15 protein-coding genes are annotated in these 16824 nt (G+C 60.6%); 10 read left to right on the top strand and 5 right to left on the bottom strand.

Annotated elements, in window-relative coordinates; all coding sequences use genetic code 11:
- Nucleotides 1-181 precede the first annotated feature (181 nt).
- Both mprF and K9B32_RS15035 read left to right on the top strand, forming a co-directional pair.
- Nucleotides 182-2785 (top strand): bifunctional lysylphosphatidylglycerol flippase/synthetase MprF, encoded by a 2604-nt coding sequence (gene mprF / locus K9B32_RS15040; RefSeq protein WP_224563407.1) that lies wholly within the window; start codon nt 182-184, stop codon nt 2783-2785.
- Complete coding sequence (locus K9B32_RS15035) at nt 2782-4164, top strand: AcvB/VirJ family lysyl-phosphatidylglycerol hydrolase (protein ID WP_224563406.1); 1383 nt, start codon at nt 2782-2784, stop codon at nt 4162-4164. Before mprF ends, K9B32_RS15035 begins: the two co-directional genes overlap by 4 nt.
- A gap of 22 nt (nt 4165-4186) precedes the next feature.
- On the opposite strand, the gene K9B32_RS15030 is transcribed toward K9B32_RS15035, so the two are convergent.
- The 4 genes from K9B32_RS15030 to ruvC form a co-directional block, all read right to left on the bottom strand.
- A complete protein-coding gene (locus K9B32_RS15030) occupies nt 4187-4750 on the bottom strand; it encodes a DinB family protein (protein WP_224563403.1) in 564 nt (187 codons plus the stop codon).
- Nucleotides 4751-4788: 38 nt separating this feature from the next.
- Complete coding sequence (ruvB, locus tag K9B32_RS15025; protein ID WP_007802580.1) at nt 4789-5829, bottom strand: Holliday junction branch migration DNA helicase RuvB; 1041 nt, start codon at nt 5827-5829, stop codon at nt 4789-4791.
- A 78-nt stretch (nt 5830-5907) separates the two neighbouring features.
- Nucleotides 5908-6525 (bottom strand): Holliday junction branch migration protein RuvA, encoded by a 618-nt coding sequence (gene ruvA / locus K9B32_RS15020; protein ID WP_007802582.1) that lies wholly within the window; start codon nt 6523-6525, stop codon nt 5908-5910.
- 33 nt (nt 6526-6558) lie between these two features.
- Nucleotides 6559-7071: a crossover junction endodeoxyribonuclease RuvC gene (ruvC, locus tag K9B32_RS15015; RefSeq protein WP_224563400.1), complete on the bottom strand. Its 513-nt coding sequence runs from the start codon at nt 7069-7071 to the stop codon at nt 6559-6561.
- Between the two features lie 240 nt (nt 7072-7311).
- Here ruvC and K9B32_RS15010 point away from each other — a divergent pair, with 240 nt between their 5' ends.
- The 8 genes from K9B32_RS15010 to K9B32_RS14975 all read left to right on the top strand — a co-directional run bounded on the left by K9B32_RS15010 (nt 7312) and on the right by K9B32_RS14975 (nt 15898).
- The gene (locus tag K9B32_RS15010) at nt 7312-9621 is read left to right on the top strand and encodes a methyl-accepting chemotaxis protein (RefSeq protein WP_224563397.1); all 2310 of its coding nucleotides are present in this window, start codon (nt 7312-7314) and stop codon (nt 9619-9621) included.
- 125 nt (nt 9622-9746) lie between these two features.
- Nucleotides 9747-10748 carry an LLM class flavin-dependent oxidoreductase gene (locus tag K9B32_RS15005; protein ID WP_224563621.1) on the top strand — a complete coding sequence of 334 codons (1002 nt, stop codon included), beginning with the start codon at nt 9747-9749 and terminating at the stop codon, nt 10746-10748.
- A 190-nt stretch (nt 10749-10938) separates the two neighbouring features.
- Entirely contained in the window at nt 10939-11325 is a 387-nt protein-coding gene (locus K9B32_RS15000) for a c-type cytochrome (RefSeq protein WP_224563394.1), read from the top strand.
- Between the two features lie 145 nt (nt 11326-11470).
- On the top strand, nt 11471-12280 hold the full coding sequence (locus K9B32_RS14995) for a cytochrome c oxidase subunit II (protein WP_224563391.1): 810 nt from the start codon (nt 11471-11473) through the stop codon (nt 12278-12280).
- Between the two features lie 54 nt (nt 12281-12334).
- On the top strand, nt 12335-14110 hold the full coding sequence (locus tag K9B32_RS14990) for a cbb3-type cytochrome c oxidase subunit I (RefSeq protein ID WP_007802596.1): 1776 nt from the start codon (nt 12335-12337) through the stop codon (nt 14108-14110).
- Nucleotides 14107-14817, top strand: coding sequence for a cytochrome c oxidase subunit 3 (locus tag K9B32_RS14985; RefSeq protein WP_224563388.1), 711 nt, complete (start codon nt 14107-14109; stop codon nt 14815-14817). Before K9B32_RS14990 ends, K9B32_RS14985 begins: the two co-directional genes overlap by 4 nt.
- Before the next feature lie 10 nt (nt 14818-14827).
- On the top strand, nt 14828-15553 hold the full coding sequence (locus K9B32_RS14980) for a heme-copper oxidase subunit III family protein (RefSeq protein ID WP_007802601.1): 726 nt from the start codon (nt 14828-14830) through the stop codon (nt 15551-15553).
- Nucleotides 15554-15562: 9 nt separating this feature from the next.
- Entirely contained in the window at nt 15563-15898 is a 336-nt protein-coding gene (locus K9B32_RS14975; protein ID WP_224563386.1) for a cytochrome C oxidase subunit IV family protein, read from the top strand.
- A 121-nt stretch (nt 15899-16019) separates the two neighbouring features.
- Here K9B32_RS14975 and K9B32_RS14970 read toward each other — a convergent pair whose 3' ends face one another.
- Complete coding sequence (locus K9B32_RS14970; protein WP_224563383.1) at nt 16020-16766, bottom strand: YebC/PmpR family DNA-binding transcriptional regulator; 747 nt, start codon at nt 16764-16766, stop codon at nt 16020-16022.
- Nucleotides 16767-16824 lie beyond the last annotated feature (58 nt).

The raw sequence follows: 16824 nt of genomic DNA, 5'->3' as shown, positions 1-16824 counted from the left end.
GTTACGAAATTGCAATGTGCGCGGGCGCGCCCTGCGCCAAATTTGCCCCAATTGGAGATGAAGCAGGCGACAACGGCGGGTCAGAGCGGGGCAGGCTACGCAGTCATAGAGCTTGCGTGCCGCCCATGTTACGGGTTTCGAACATGATTCCCACCAAACTGGAATATTGCGACGGTACGAGATGTCGGGACACGGCAAGTTGGAAGAAATCGAAGACGCCGACGAATCTTCGGTGCGTGGATTGTTCAGACGCTATCGCGCGCTCCTGACGGCATTGGCGACACTCGCGCTCTTCTGTCTCGTTGGCTTTGCGATTGTGCAGCTGACGAACGAAGTGCGTTACGACGATGTGGTTCAGGCGCTGGCCGACACCAAGGTCAGCTCGATCGTGCTTGCGCTGGTCTTCACGGGCCTGAGCTTCCTCGCCCTTGTCTTCTATGACGTGAACGCCATCGAATATGTTGGCCGCAAGCTGCCGTTTCCACAGGTGGCGCTGACCGGCTTCAGCGCCTATGCGGTCGGCAACACGGCAGGTTTCGGGGCACTGAGCGGCGGTGCAATCCGGTATCGCGCCTATTCGCGCCTCGGCTTGACGCCTGAGGAGATCGGCCGGGTCATTGCATTCGTGACGCTGTCGTTCGGGCTCGGGCTTGCAGGGGTCGCGGCAATCGCGCTCCTGATCATTGCTGATGAAATCGCGCCACTGTTCAATGTCGGTAGCCTTACTCTCAGGCTGTTGGCCGGTGCCGTCATCGCGGGCCTTGGCGTCATCATGTTCATGGGGCGCGACGGGCGCGCGATCCACCTTGGGCCGATCGAGATCCGACTTCCGGACTCGCGTACTTGGTCGCGGCAGTTCCTGGTCACCGCCTTCGACATCGCCGCCTCGGCGACTGTCCTCTATGTGCTGCTGCCGCAGGCGGCGATCAGCTGGCCGGTGTTCCTGGCCGTCTATGCGATTGCTGTCGGCCTTGGTGTCTTGAGCCATGTGCCAGCCGGTCTCGGCGTGTTCGAGACCGTTATCATCGCCTCGCTCGGCAGTGCTGTGAACATCGACGCAGTGCTTGGCTCGCTGGTGCTCTATCGCCTGATCTATCATGTTCTCCCGCTGTTGATCGCCGTCCTTGCAGTGTCGGCGACCGAGCTTCGCCGATTTGCGGATCACCCGGTTGCGTCTGGCATCCGGCGGATTGGCATCCGGTTGATGCCGCAGCTGCTCTCGACGCTGTCGCTGCTCCTCGGCGTCATGCTGGTCTTCTCGAGCGTGACGCCGACGCCGGACCAGAACCTCGAGTTTCTTGCGAACTATCTGCCGCTGCCGATCGTCGAAGGCGCGCATTTCCTGTCGAGCGTTCTAGGGCTGGCGTTGGTCGTTGCCGCACGAGGCCTCGGCCAGAAGCTCGACGGCGCCTGGTGGGTATCGATCCTGTCGGCCGCAGCGGCGCTGACGCTATCTCTGCTGAAGGCGATTGCGCTGGTCGAGGCATGTTTCCTCGGATTCCTGATTTTCGGCCTCTTCGTCAGCCGCCGACTGTTCCGCAGACATGCGTCCCTTCTCAACCAGACGCTGACGGCCTCGTGGCTGACGGCCATCGCCGTCATCTGCGTCGGTGCGATCGTGATCCTGCTCTTCGTCTACCGCGACGTCGAGTACAGCAGCGAGCTCTGGTGGCAGTTCGAATTCGCCGATGAAGCGCCACGTGGTCTGCGTGCTGTGCTCGGCATCTCCATCATTTCCTCGGCGATTGCGATCTTCAGCCTCCTTCGTCCGGTGGCGGTCAAACCGGAGCCCGCGTCAACGGATGCCTTGGAGCGGGCGGTGGACATCGTCGAGAAGCAGCGCTTCGCCGACGCCAATCTGGTGCGCATGGGCGACAAGAGCATCATGTTTTCCGAGAAAGGCGACGCCTTCATCATGTACGGCAGGCAGGGGCGATCGTGGATCGCTCTCTTCGATCCGATCGGCGAACGCAGCGCCATTCCAGAGCTGGTCTGGCGTTTCGTGGAGTCCGCGCGAGCCGCCGGCTGCCGCGCGGTCTTTTACCAGATCTCGCCGGCGCTTCTTTCCCACTGTGCCGATGCGGGCCTGCGCGCGTTCAAACTGGGTGAGCTTGCCGTCGCCGATCTGAAGACTTTCGAGATGAAAGGCGGCAAGTGGGCAAATCTGCGGCAAACCGCGAGCCGTGCGCAGCGTGACGGCCTTGAATTCGAAGTGATCGCGCCGGAAAACGTTCCCGCTGCGATGGATGCGCTTGCCGCGGTTTCGAATGCCTGGCTCGAGGATCACAATGCCAAGGAGAAGGGCTTCTCGCTCGGTGCGTTCGATCCTGACTATATCGTTGCCCAGCCGGTTGGCATCCTGAAGCGTGAAGGCAGGATTGTCGCTTTCGCCAATATCCTGATAACGGCAGCGAAGGACGAGGGGACCATCGACTTGATGCGGTTCTCACCGGACGCGCCGAAGGGGGCGATGGATTTCCTCTTCGTCCAGATCATGGAATACCTGCGCGACCAGGGATTTTCGCATTTCAATCTCGGCATGGCGCCGCTCTCGGGCATGTCGAAGCGCGAGATGGCACCGGTATGGGACCGCATCGGCAGCACCGTTTTCGAGCACGGCGAGCGGTTTTATAACTTCAAGGGCCTCAGGGCTTTCAAATCAAAGTTTCATCCGCAATGGCATCCGCGATATCTTGCGGTTTCGGGTGGAGGCAATCCGATGCTCGCTCTGATGGACGCAACATTCCTGATCGGCGGCGGATTGAGAGGGGTAGTGAGGAAATGATGAAAAGACACCTTCTTGCAGCCGTCTGCGCCCTGTCACTGTCCGTTCCGGCTGCAATGGCGGCGACCGAGACGACGCAGAGCTTTGAGACCGGGCTTATCCTTTCCCCGCATATCTTCCTGCCCGATGGCGACGTGAAAGGGGCCGTCGTGCTGATATCGGATGGCGCCGGCTGGGGCGACAACGAAAAGGCGCAGGCCGAGCGGCTCGTCGAACAAGGGGCCGTCGTCATCGGCATCGACTTCGCCTCCTACATGGAAGCGCTCAGGAACTACGACGTCAGCCAGAATGATGGCTGCATCTACATGGTGTCCGATATTGAATCGCTGAGCCAGCAGGTCCAGCGCGCGGCTGGTAACAGCGCATACCATCTGCCGATCGTGGCCGGCGTCGGCGAGGGCGGCGCGCTGGCACTCGCAATCGCTGCGCAGACCCCGGATGCGACCATCGGCCAAACCCTGGTGATCGATCCGGTTGCGGGCATCCCGCTTACCAAGGAGCTCTGCACGCCGGCGAAGAAGCACACGGTCGGCGATCGCATGATCTATGGGCTGAGCGACACATCGCTGCCCGACCCGATCATCGCTGCGCTCACGCCATCAGCAAACAAGGACGGTCGCGCGCATGTCGAGGAGCTCAAGAAGCAGCATTCCGACATCGAGATTCGCGACTCCGGCGATGATGCGCAGACCACGCTTGGGGACACCCTCTCGGACCTGATCGACGCCTCCGGCAGTGCCGACAATCCGCTCGGCCTGCCGCTCACCATTCTGGATGCCAAGCCGGCCTTCGATACGATGGCGATCATTTACTCCGGTGACGGCGGCTGGCGCGACATCGATAAGGAGGTCGGTGCGGCGCTGCAGAAGCAGGGCGTCCCTGTCGTCGGCGTCGACTCGCTTCATTATTTCTGGTCGGAACGGAAGCCCCAGCAAACGGCGGACGATCTCAGCAAGATTATCGAGCTTTATCGCAAGCAGTGGAACGTGAAGCACGTTCTGCTCATCGGCTACTCCTTCGGCGCCGACGTCGTGCCTGCCGCCTATTCACGTCTGAAGCCTGCCGCCAGGGCGGCTATCGCGCAGATGTCGCTGCTGTCCCTCTCGCACGAGGTGGATTACCAGATCTCCGTCATGGGATGGCTCGGCCAGAAGACCGAAGGTGCCGGTGGCGACCCCGTTGATGATCTGAAGAAGGTCGATCCGAAGATCGTCCAGTGCATCTACGGAAAGGAAGATGACGACGAGGTGGCTTGCCCTGATCTGAAGGAAAGCGGTGTGGATGTGATCGCCCTTGCCGGCGACCACCACTTTGATGAGAACTATGAGCTCCTGAGCAAGACGATCATCGACGGGCTGAAGGCGCGACTGCAGGACTAGAGCGCATCGGTCCCTTCAGAGGTTAGCGCATCAAATAGTCTTCACTCCAGCCGAGAGCGGCAAGATCGCCGCTCCGGAAGCGACCATCGTCTGCAACGATGAATTCGTCGAGCTGTGGCGGCGGCACGCTCGTTCCCGCGAGCATCGCGTGAACCTGGCCGCGATGATGCGTCTGATGCTGGAACAGATGGTTTAAAACGTCTTCCATCCGCTCGCGCTGGATGCGTTCGGTGCGATGGATCTCGGTCACCGACGCCAGCTTTTCCGGGGTGGCGGCTTCGCAGAGCGCGACCAGCCGACGATCGACTTTGGCCTGCTCGGCTGCAAGCTTTGCGATATCGTCGAACGGTTCCTCGACGTCCCAGGCGGCAGGCCCAAGCGTGCCGCCTTCGAGCGCGTCGATGTAAAACCAGTCGACCGTCAGAATATGGTTGAGTGTCGCCTTGATCGACGGAAAGAAGCTTACCCGCGCAGCCTCGAACTCTCCCGGCAGCAACCGGCCGCAAGCCTCATGCAGCCGATGGTTCGCTAGCGCATTGTTAAAGGCAAGCTTGCGGGCGGTCCTGCAGGGGTCGAACGTCGGCATCAGATAACTCCCTTTCTTGACGGGGCCACCCGCAAGCGTCAGTCGTCTTCCTGGAACAAACGAAACTGCGCCGCCTCGAGATCCTTCGGGGGCTGCATGCCGAGATGCTTCCAGGCGGTCGCCGTCAGAACGCGGCCGCGTGGGGTACGCTGGATGAAGCCCTGCTGAATCATGTAGGGCTCGATGATGTCCTCGATAGCATCGCGCGGTTCGGAGAGCCCCGCGGCGATGGTCTCGATTCCAACGGGGCCGCCGCCGAAATTGACCGCGATCATGTTGAGATAACGCTTGTCGAGCTGGTCGAGGCCCATATTGTCGACGAGCAGCCGCGTCAACGCCTCGTCGGCAATCTCGCGGGTGACGGCCTCGGCCTTCGCCACTTCGGCGAAATCGCGCACGCGGCGTAACAGGCGACCGGCAATACGCGGCGTGCCGCGGGCGCGACGGGCGATTTCCCGCGCACCCTCATCGGTCATGGGAAGGTTCATAAGGCGCGCGCCGCGACGAACGATCAGCTCCAGTTCCTCGACGGTGTAGAAGCTCAGACGGACGGGAATGCCGAAACGGTCGCGCAGCGGCGTGGTCAAAAGGCCGAGACGTGTCGTTGCCGCGACGAGGGTGAACTTCGACAGGTCGATCTTGACCGAGCGCGCGGCAGGGCCTTCGCCGATGATGAGATCGAGCTGGAAATCCTCCATCGCGGGATAAAGGATTTCCTCGACAGCCGGGTTGAGGCGGTGGATTTCGTCGATGAAGAGCACGTCGCGCTCCTCGAGATTGGTCAGAAGGGCCGCAAGATCGCCTGCCTTGGCGATAACCGGGCCGGAGGTGGAGCGGAAATTGACGCCGAGTTCCTTCGCCATGATCTGCGCAAGCGTTGTCTTGCCGAGGCCGGGCGGGCCGACGAAAAGCACATGGTCGAGTGCTTCGCCGCGATTCTTCGCCGCCTCTATGAAGACCTTCAGGTTCGCACGCGCCTCCGCCTGGCCGGTGAACTCATCAAGCGATTGCGGCCGCAGCGTCACATCCAGGTCCTCTCCTCGCTTTTCCGAGGATATCAGGCGCGCGGCTTCACTCATGCTGACATTTCCCAATCTTCAAACGCTCGTGACCAATACACCAAGCCAGCGGCTTTGACACCCGCCTGGGCAGAGGGATCAGCGAGCCAATTCCTTCAACCCGAGCCGGATGAGCTTCGCGCTGTCAGCGCCTTCGCCGGCGGTTTTCATCGCTGCGGCGACGGCGTTGGCCGCCTGATCACGCGAATAACCGAGGTTTGTCAGCGCGGAAACCGCGTCCGCGACTGGGGCGGCGGCGACGCCTTCGCCGAGCTCCTGCTTGAGGCCGATGGTGCCGGAGGCTTCGCCTGCGAAGGCCGGCGCCTTATTCTTAAGTTCGGTGACGATGCGCACGGCAACCTTGGGGCCAACGCCCTGGGCGCGCGAGACGGCCGTACGATCCTGCAGCGCGATGGCGTTGGCAAGTTCGCTCGGGGGCAGCGTCGACAGCACGGCAAGAGCCACCTTCGCACCAACCCCCTGAACGCTTTGCAGAAGATTGAACCATTCCCTCTCCAGGGCGGTCATGAAACCGAAGAGTTTCAATTGGTCTTCGCGAACGTAGGTCTCAATGAAGAGCACACAGGCCTCGCCCACCGAACCGAGGCGCGACAGGGTGCGCGCCGAGCAGAAGGCGACGTAGCAGACGCCGTGGACATCAACGAGGACATAGTCGTCGCCGATTTCTTCGATGGTGCCTTTAAGCTTGCCGATCATGCATTTGGTCCGTTCGGTGGTTTACAGTGAAGATTAGCCGGCAAGCGCTGCCTGCCGCATGCGGCCGCTACCGCGGTTGTGAGCATGGCAGATGGCGATCGCCAGCGCGTCGGCTGCGTCGTCGCCTTTGAATTCGACCTTCGGCATCAGGATCTTCAGCATCATGTGGATCTGTTTCTTCTCGCCGTGGCCGACGCCGATGACCGCCTTCTTGACGGCGTTCGGGGCATATTCGGCAACCGGCAGGCCGGAGCGAGCGGGGACGAGCATTGCAATGCCACGGGCCTGGCCGAGCTTCAGCGTCGCAACGGCATCCTTGTTGACGAAAGTTTGTTCGACGGCAGCCTCATCCGGCTGGTAGCTATGCACGACATCCGCCAATCCATCGTGCAGTTGGCAAAGGCGCGAGGCTAGATCCATGTCTCCGTCCGAGGTCACCGTGCCGGATGCGACAAAGCGCAAGGAGTTGCCGAGCGTGTCGATAATTCCCCAGCCCGTGCGGCGCAGGCCCGGATCGACGCCGATGATGCGAATCGTATTTTGCATGCTTCACCCTATTGCAGTCACGAAATAACTGCCATCGATAAGTGAACAAAACAAAAACATTCCTTGTTTTTCAGGGCGGCTGTTTACGGCAATTTAAGCTCCATAGCCGACTTTGAACCATAAAATGTCAGAGGAGCTCCCTTCCACAGAAGGCAAGGCTCCCGTGTTCTGTTTACAGGTCAACCGGTCGGACGTTCCGCGTTCTGCCGGCATGTGCCGTTCCGGAAGGGTTCATCGTTCATGGTTCAGAGATTTCAATCCCTGTCCTTCAAGGTTATCGCTACCTTCATTCTGCTCACCGCGCTCTCGATTGCGGTCATCAACGTTCTCGCTTACTTCGCCAGCAGCCGTATTTCCGGCGAACAGGCCCTCAAGGCAAAGGAGAGCGTCCTGATCTTCCGCGGCGACATGCTGCAGGATCAGCTGAAGCAACTGGAAAACCAGGCAAACTCGATTGCGCGCATAGAAGCGCTTCAGATGTCGATCACGAGCCTGAAGAGCGGCTGGAAGACCATCGAGAAGACGTCGGGCGATACCCGTGCCGAATTGAAGAAGGTGTTCATTACCAGCAATCCGAACCCGGCAGACCAGCGCGAGAAGCTGATGAAGCCGGAGGCGCCAAGCGGCTTCTACTATTCCAACCATGAGACGACGCAGAGCGAAGTGGCTCGTGACCTCGAAAACACCGCCTTCAGCGACCTGCTGATTGCCGATCTCGACGGGAACGTCCTCTACTCCTACAAGAAGAACGACGATTTCGCCGAAAACCTGAAGACCGATGCATGGAAGTCGACCGGCGCCGGTCTCGCCTTCGCCAAGGCGATCGAGAACACCGCGAAGGCGACGGATGATTCCGCCCCCACGGGCTTCTCCGGTCTTCGCGTCGATGCCGCAAGCGGCAAGTCGGCAATCTTTTATGCCGTGCCGATCGTCAAGCTCGGTGCCGCGAAGGGCGTGATGCTCTTCAAGGTGCGCGAAGACATCATTACCAGCATTCTCGCCAAGGGCATCGTGACCGGCAGTACGGCGCAGGCGGCAATCATCTCGGATGACGGCTCGGCGATTGGCGTCAACGCGACCGGTCAGCTCGTGACGCTCGATACCGCGCCTTTCACGTTCGCGAAGGACGCATTGTCGGCAACGGGCATGACGGTCGACGACTTCGATCGCGCCGATGGCTCGGCGCGAGCCTATGTCCGCGGCATCGATTATAAGGGTTCGCGCTTCCTCGTCGTGGAAAGCGTGCGCCTCAGCGAGCTTAACGCCGGCTCCTTGGAGATCGCCACTCTGCTGACGATGATCGCGTTCGGTGTCCTCGTCGTCATGGCTGTTGCGACGTGGGCAATCACCAAGTTGCTCTTCTCGCCGCTTGCTCGCCTTGCCGGCGCCACCCGCGATGTTGCCGATGGCAACCTCGAAGTCGAGATCGGTAGCCAGAACCGCGGCGACGAAATCGGCACGATGGCCAAGGCCTTGGCGCGGTTCAAGCAGTCGCTGGTCGAAAGCCGCGAGCTCGAAGCTGCCAGCAACGAAACGCGGGCGCGCGCGGAACGGGATCGCCAGCAACATATGGCCGAGCGCGAGGCTGAGGCCCGGACACTGCAGGAGGTCGTTCAAGCGATCGACGAGGGTCTGCACCATCTTGCCAGTGGCGATCTTGCCTATCAGATCGAGGCGCGCTTCCCGAACGAACTCGAAAGCCTTCGCATCAATTTCAATGAAGCCCTGGCGGTGCTCAGCGAAACGATGACGGCAATCGGTGGCAACTCCATGGCGGTGCGTGCGGGCTCCGAGGAAATGCGCACCGGTGCCGATGAGCTGGCCGGGCGCACCGAGCGTCAGGCCGCCTCGATCACCGAGACTGCAAACGCCATCGATGCAATCACGCAGTCGGTCCGCGTTCAGATCGAGCGTGCCGAACAGGCCGAACGGATCGCCCGTGACGCCAAGCGGGAGACGACCGGCTCCAGCCAGATCATGCGCGAGACGGTTGCCGCGATGGAGGCGATCCAGGCCTCGTCGCGCCAGATCAATTCGATCATCGCCGTTATCGATGCGATTGCCTTCCAGACCAACCTTTTGGCGCTCAATGCCGGCGTCGAGGCAGCGCGCGCCGGCGAATCCGGCAAGGGCTTTGCTGTCGTCGCCATGGAAGTGCGTGAACTGGCGCAGCGTTCATCGAGCGCTGCAAAGGAGATCGCGAGCCTACTGCAAAAGTCCACGCATGAGGTGGAAATGGGCGTATCCCTCGTCGAGCGCGCCGGCGACGCGCTGACCGGGATCGGCAGCCATGTCGAGGCGATCAACGGCCAGATCAGCGAGATCATGGAAACGACCCGCGAGGAAGCCGACACGCTGCGCCAGATCAACACGGCGGTATCCGAACTGGAGGCGATGACGCAGCAGAACGCTGCCATGGTCGAGGAAACCACGGCAGCGATTCACCGGCTAGCCACCGAAGCGGTCGAAATGGACCGTCAGCTGGCGAATTTTACGCTGACGCAGGCGCATCAGAGTGCCGAGGTGCACGTCCTCAGACGTCGGGCCTGAACAGGGCGATTGGCAGATGAACGAAAGGGCCGGGAGACCGGCCCTCTTTCTTTTCCGAGTTGTTTGGAATGGGCGGCGTCCACACCTACATAAACCTGTCCTTTCAACGACCGACAGGCTTCGCCATGGTTCCCTTTTCCATTCTTGATCTCTCTCCCGTTCCAGAAGGCGGGACGATCCGCCAATCGCTCGAGAGTTCGGCGCGCATGGCGCAGAAGGCCGAAGAATTCGGATACAGCCGCTTCTGGCTGGCGGAACATCATGGCATGCCGGGGATTGCCAGCGCGGCGACGGCTGTCGTGATCGGCCATGTCGGCGCCGCGACCAAGCGCATTCGTATCGGCTCGGGCGGCATCATGCTGCCGAACCATTCGCCGCTGGTCATTGCCGAGCAATTCGGGACACTGGAGGCGCTGTTCCCGGGCCGGGTCGATCTCGGTCTTGGCCGGGCGCCCGGCACCGACATGCGTACCGCACAGGCGCTGCGGCGCAATCTCGACGCCGGGGCACAGAGCTTCCCGAACGATGTCGTCGAGTTGCAGCAGCTGCTTGGCGCGCCGATTGAGAATCAGGCGACCCTCGCTGTTCCAGGCATGAATTCCAACGTGCCGATCTGGCTGCTTGGCTCCAGCCTCTATAGCGCCCAGCTCGCCGCGATGCTCGGGCTGCCCTATGCCTTCGCCTCGCACTTCGCCCCGGATTCGCTGCTCGATGCGATCGACATCTACCGCAGCCGATTCAAGCCGTCTGCCGTACTCGACAAGCCCTATGTCATGGTCGGCGTTATGGGTTCAGTCGCCGCGACGGATGGGGAGGCGCAGTATCATTTCACCTCCGCCCAGCAGCAGTTCGTCAACCTGCGTCGCAACGTGCGCGGTCAGTTCCCGCGCCCGGTCGAGGATATGGAGAGCTTCTGGTCGCCGATGGAAAAGCTGACAGTGGAGCATACGCTTCGCTACGCCGTCGTCGGTTCGCAGAAGACGGCCGAAGCAAAGCTCACGCAGTTCCTGGCCGAGACGGAAGCCGACGAGGTCATCATTTCGATGCCGATCCATGACATCGAGGCAAGATTGAAATCGGTCGAGCTTTTCGCTGGGCTCGGAAACTTCCTCCGCGCTGCGGCCTAATGTCGCGCATCCCGGGCGGTTCAGGTCCCACAGCCATTTGTGCGAATTGACTTAACGCAGCCGGACCATAGCTTTGCATGATCACACATGTCGTTTGCACGACATTGTGGCGATAGAAATGTGATGGACGGCGCACGCCGCAAATCGCGCGCGGTCGGTTTCGAGCAACCTTTGGAGGATCAGGCTTGCTATGCGTTACCGTGGTCTTGCTGTTTTGATTTCGCTGATCTGTCTTCCCGCCTCGGCCGCCATTGCCCAAGAAGGCGATGCGGCGGCAGGGGAAACGGTATTCAAGAAGTGCGCGGTCTGTCATGTGGCGGATACCGACAAGAACAAGGTGGGTCCGTCGTTGAACCACCTGTTCGGCCGAACCGCCGGCACACATCCGGATTTTGCCTATTCGCCCGCGATGAAGGCCGCAGGCACAGCCGGGTTGGTCTGGGATGAAAATTCGTTGCGCGATTATCTTCACAACCCAAAGCTGAAGGTTAAGGGCACGAAGATGGTGTTCGTCGGTCTGAAGGACGACGGCGAGATTCTCAATCTGATCGCCTATCTCAAGCAATTCTCGAAATAAAATCAGCTTATTGAAGCTTCGTCGACAGTCTGGCGAGGTTCCTCTCGTACCATTGCCGTGATGTCCTGTTTGTGAGATAGTCCTAACGTAAGTGCCGACGGATTGCGGGTATTTTCCGCGGCCGGCAGGGGCTTGGGAGGAACGCATGGTTGTCGTGCTGGTTCTCGTTCTGATCGTTGTCGGGTCGGTGGCATTCCACTTGTTCAGCCCGTGGTGGTGGACTCCGATCGCCTCGAACTGGAACTACATCGACAATACCATCATCATCACGTTCTGGATCACCGGTATCGTCTTCGTCGCCGTGATCTCTTTCATGGCCTATTGCATCTATCGTTTTCGGCATAAGCCTGGTAACCGGGCGGCCTACGAGCCGGAGAACAGGCGCCTGGAATGGTGGCTTGCCGGCAGCACGGCCCTTGGCGTGGGAGCGATGCTCGCGCCGGGCCTCGTCGTCTGGAACCAGTTCGTCACCGTCCCGGCGGGAGCGGCAGAAGTCGAAGTCATCGGTCAGCAATGGCTGTGGAATTTCCGGTTGCCGGGCGCCGACGGGCGGCTGGGAAGGGCGGACAATCGTGCCGTTTCCGCCGACAACCCTCTCGGCGTGATCAGGAACGATCCAGCTGGCCTGGACGACATCATCATTGCAGGCGGCGAACTGCATCTCCCCATCGGCAAGCCGATCCGTGTCCACCTGCGCTCGATCGACGTGCTGCATGATTTCTATGTTCCGGAGTTCCGCGCCAAGATGGACATGATCCCCGGCTCGGTCACCTATTTCTGGTTCACGCCGACGCGAACGGGCACCTTCGAGGTGTTGTGCGCGGAGCTTTGCGGCGTTGCACATGCGCAGATGCGAGGAACGGTCGTCGTCGACGAGGCGGACGCCTATCAGGAGTGGCTGGCGCAGCAACAGACATTCTCGCAACTGATGGCAGCGGTTGAACCGGCCGAGTAGGCCGGCGTCGCGGCCGAGGAGCGGCCGCGACGGGAGGAGGAAGGAAGGCATGCGATGGTTGATATTCCGACCAGTGCCGGCGACGTCATCCCGCCCGCCGAGGTCGCGGACGTCGAGCTCTATCATCCGAAGAGCTGGTGGACGAAGTATGTCTTCAGCCAGGATGCCAAGGTCATCGCCATCCAGTATTCCCTGACGGCGTTCGCCATCGGTTTCGTAGCGCTCGTTCTATCCTGGCTGATCCGCCTGCAGCTCGGCTTTCCCGGCTATTTTTCCTTCATCGACGCGGATCATTATTACCAGTTCATCACCATGCACGGCATGATCATGGTGATCTATCTGCTGACGGCGCTCTTTCTCGGCGGCTTCGGGAACTACCTCATTCCGCTGATGGTCGGCGCGCGCGACATGGTGTTCCCCTATGCGAACATGCTGAGCTATTGGCTCTACCTGCTCGCCGTCATCGTTCTCGTCGCGGGCTTTTTCGCGCCGGGCGGTCCAACGGGTGCGGGCTGGACGCTCTATCCCCCGCAGGCATTGACATCAGGCACGCCGGGTGGGCGCGACTGGGGCATCATCTTGATGCTGTCGTCGCTCATCATCTTCATCATCGGCTTCACGATGGGCGGGCTGAACTATGTCGTCACCGTACTGCAGGGGCGCGCGCGCGGCATGACACTGATGCGGATGCCATTGACCGTCTGGGGCATTTTCACCGCGACCGTGATGGCGCTGCTTGCCTTTCCGGCGCTCTTCGTCGCGGCGGTCATGATGCTGTTTGACCGGCTGCTCGGCACCAGCTTCTTCATGCCGGCAATTGTCGAAATGGGCGAGCAACTCCCGTCGGACGGTGGAAGCCCGATCCTCTTCCAGCACCTCTTCTGGTTCTTCGGGCACCCCGAGGTCTATATCGTGGCGCTTCCCGCCTTCGGCATCGTCTCCGATCTTATCAGTACGCACGCGCGCAAGAACATTTTCGGCTACCGGATGATGGTCTGGGCGATCGTGATCATCGGAGCCCTGAGCTTCGTTGTCTGGGCCCACCACATGTATGTCAGCGGCATGAACCCGAACTTCGGATTCTTCTTTGCCACGACGACCCTGATCATAGCCGTGCCGACTGCGATCAAGGTCTACAACTGGGTGCTGACGCTGTGGCGAGGCGACATCCACCTGACACTGCCGATGCTGTTTGCCATCGCGTTCATTGTGACATTCGTCAATGGCGGCTTGACGGGACTGTTCCTTGGCAACGTCGTGGTCGATGTGCCGTTGTCCGATACGATGTTCGTGGTCGCGCACTTCCACATGGTGATGGGTGTGGCTCCCATTATGGTGGTCTTTGGCGCGATCTATCACTGGTATCCGAAGATCACCGGGCGGATGCTGGATGAGGTTCTCGGGAGGATCCATTTCTGGGTCACCTTCGTCGGCGCCTACGCGATCTTCTTCCCCATGCATTACGTTGGTCTCGTGGGTGTCCCGCGCCGCTATTTCGAGCTTGGCGACACGGTCTTCATTCCGCCTTCTGTGCATACGCTGAGCATGTTCATTTCGGTCGCCGCGCTTGTTGTCGGCGCAGCGCAGATGGTGTTCCTGTTCAATCTTGTTTGGAGCCTGTTCCATGGTCGCGAGGCCGGCGGCAACCCGTGGCGCGCGACGACGCTCGAATGGCAGACGCCTGAGACGCCGCCTGCTCATGGCAACTGGGGCAAGGATCTTCCGATCGTCTATCGCTGGGCTTACGATTACAGTGTACCCGGCGCTCCCGAAGACTTCATACCCCAGAACCAACCGCCCATGGTCGGACTGTCGAGGGCGCCGGCATGACCGTCATCCTCGTCTTTCTCGCGGGAGTAGCGGCGATCATCATCTGGTGGCTCTCCGGGCAAAGGTTGATGTCGAGGCCATGGGCGGAGATCGGGACGCTTGACGACATCCAGGGCGCGGCGAGGCCGCCTATCCCCGTCGCCAAGTTCGGTCTCGGCATTTTTCTCGCGGTTGTCGGTGCACTCTTTTCTCTGTTGGCCAGCGCGTATCTTTCGCGAATGAGCGGCTCCGATTGGTGGGCGATCCCCATTCCGCGGCTTCTATGGGCAAATACAGTCATGCTGATCGGCAGCTGTGCAGCTCTGCAATGGGCTGTCGTCGAAGCGCGCCGCGGCGCCGAGGAAGGCGTGCGACTGGGGCTCGACGTGGCGCTCGCCACAACGGTTCTTTTCCTCGCCGGGCAGATCGTGGCCTGGCTGCAGCTCGTCGCGGCGGGCTATCTGCTCATCGACAATCCGGCGAACAGCTTCTTCTACATGCTGACTGGGCTGCATGGCCTCCACATAGTCGGCGGGTTGGCAGTGCTCGCGCGAACCAGAGTGAGATCGCGCGGAGCGGGCACCGCAGCATCAGCCAGGCTGCGCCTCGGCATCGAGCTCTGCGCCACCTACTGGCATTTCATGCTCGTCGTTTGGCTGCTTCTCTTCGCACTCTTCACTGGCGTGGGGAACGACTTCGTCGATCTTTGCCGCCAACTCGTTTCCTAAGGGGTAGACGATGGCCGAATTGACCCGAATGGACACCGAAGATGTAGCCCTTCATCCCCCCGCAGGTCTGCGAGGGGTCGCTGCCGATTTTGCCTCGGACCAGCGGGCATTCAAGAACGTTTCCTGGGGGAAGGCCATGATGTGGATCTTTCTCCTCAGCGACACCTTCATCTTCGGCTGCTTCCTACTCGCCTACATGACCGCGCGAATGTCGACGCCGGTGCCGTGGCCCAATCCAAGCGAAGTCTTTGCGCTTCATATCGGCGGGCAGGACGTTCCGCTGATCCTGATCGCAATCATGACCTTCGTTCTGATCAGCAGCAGTGGCACGATGGCCATGGCCGTCAACTTCGGTTATCGCCGTGAGCGCGGAAAAACGGCTGCCTTGATGCTTCTGACTGCAATACTTGGCGCCACATTTGTCGGAATGCAGGCCTTCGAATGGACAAAGCTCATTACCGAAGGCGTGCGTCCCTGGGAAAACCCATGGGGGGCGGCGCAATTCGGATCATCCTTCTTCATGATCACCGGCTTTCACGGAACGCACGTGACCTTCGGCGTGATCTTCTTGCTGATTACCGCGCGCAAAGTCTTGCGCGGGGACTTCGATACCGGTCGCCGCGGCTTCTTCACCAGCCGCAAGGGCAATTATGAGATCGTCGAGATCATGGGCCTCTATTGGCACTTCGTCGACCTCGTCTGGGTCTTCATCTTCGCGTTTTTCTATCTGTGGTGAGGTCGCAATATGGCACAGGCACAAGCGCATTCCGGCCAACAGCACCCGATCCGGCTCTACCTCGTCGTCTGGGGATTGCTTTTCGTCCTCAGCACCTTCTCCTATCTCGTCGACTACCTCGGCATTCAAGGCTATCCGCGCTGGACGCTCATCGTCGTCTTCATGATGCTGAAAGCGGGGCTGATCGTTGCCATCTTCATGCACATGGCATGGGAGCGGCTGGCGCTCGTCTACGCGATAATGTTGCCGCCGCTGCTCGTTCTGGTCTTCGTGGCGATGATGGCGTCCGAGTCGCACTACACGATCTTCACCCGGCTTGCCTTCCTCGGCGGCGCCGGTTCCTGACCGGCGCGCCCTGGCTAGGGATAACGAAGGTGTCACCGATCGATCGGATGTGAATGGAAGGTCGAAAACAACAAAGCCGGCCACGTTTCCGTGACCGGCTTGCAGAAAAAATGGTGATTGGTCAAGCCGAAAGCTTGGCCAGAACGTCTTCGTCGACTTCGAAGTTCGAGTAGACGTTCTGGACGTCGTCATCGTCTTCGAGGCTGTCGATGAGTTTCAGCAGCGATTGCGCCTTTTCCTCGTCGACCGGCACGTTGTTCTGCGCACGCCAGACGGCCTTGACGGTCTCGGCTTCACCGAGAGAGCCTTCGAGGGCCTTGGCGACTTCACCGAGAGATTCGAAGGCGGTCGTGATGTAGTGGCCTTCTTCATCGGTTTCGACGTCGTCGGCACCGGCTTCGATGGCAGCTTCCATCACCTTGTCGGCATCGCCAGCGGCAAGCTTGTAGGTGATCTCGCCGACGTGATCGAAGGAGAAGGAAACCGAGCCGGTTTCGCCAAGTGCGCCGCCGGCCTTCGTAAAGATCGAACGGACGTTCGACGCGGTACGGTTGCGGTTGTCGGTCAAGGCTTCGACGATGATCGCCGTTCCGCCCGGGCCGTAACCTTCGTAGCGGACCTCATCGTAATTCTCGCTGTCGGCACCGGCTGCCTTTTTGATGGCGCGGTCGATATTGTCCTTCGGCATGGACTGGGCCTTGGCGTTCTGGATAGCCAGGCGCAGGCGGGCGTTCATCGTCGGGTCGGGCAGGCCGGCCTTGGCGGCAACGGTGATTTCGCGCGCGAGCTTGGAGAACATTTTCGACCGCACGGCATCCTGACGGCCCTTGCGATGCATGATGTTTTTAAACTGTGAATGGCCAGCCATGGCACCCCTGTTCACGTCCTATTGTCGGAATGGGCCGCCTTATAAGAGCGAAATGGGC

Source organism: Rhizobium sp. 3T7, assembly GCF_020166565.1.
Classification (GTDB): Bacteria; Pseudomonadota; Alphaproteobacteria; order Rhizobiales; family Rhizobiaceae; genus Rhizobium.
The sequence above is the reverse complement of the archived record's forward strand: the minus strand, read 5'-3'. Positions and strand labels throughout refer to the sequence as shown.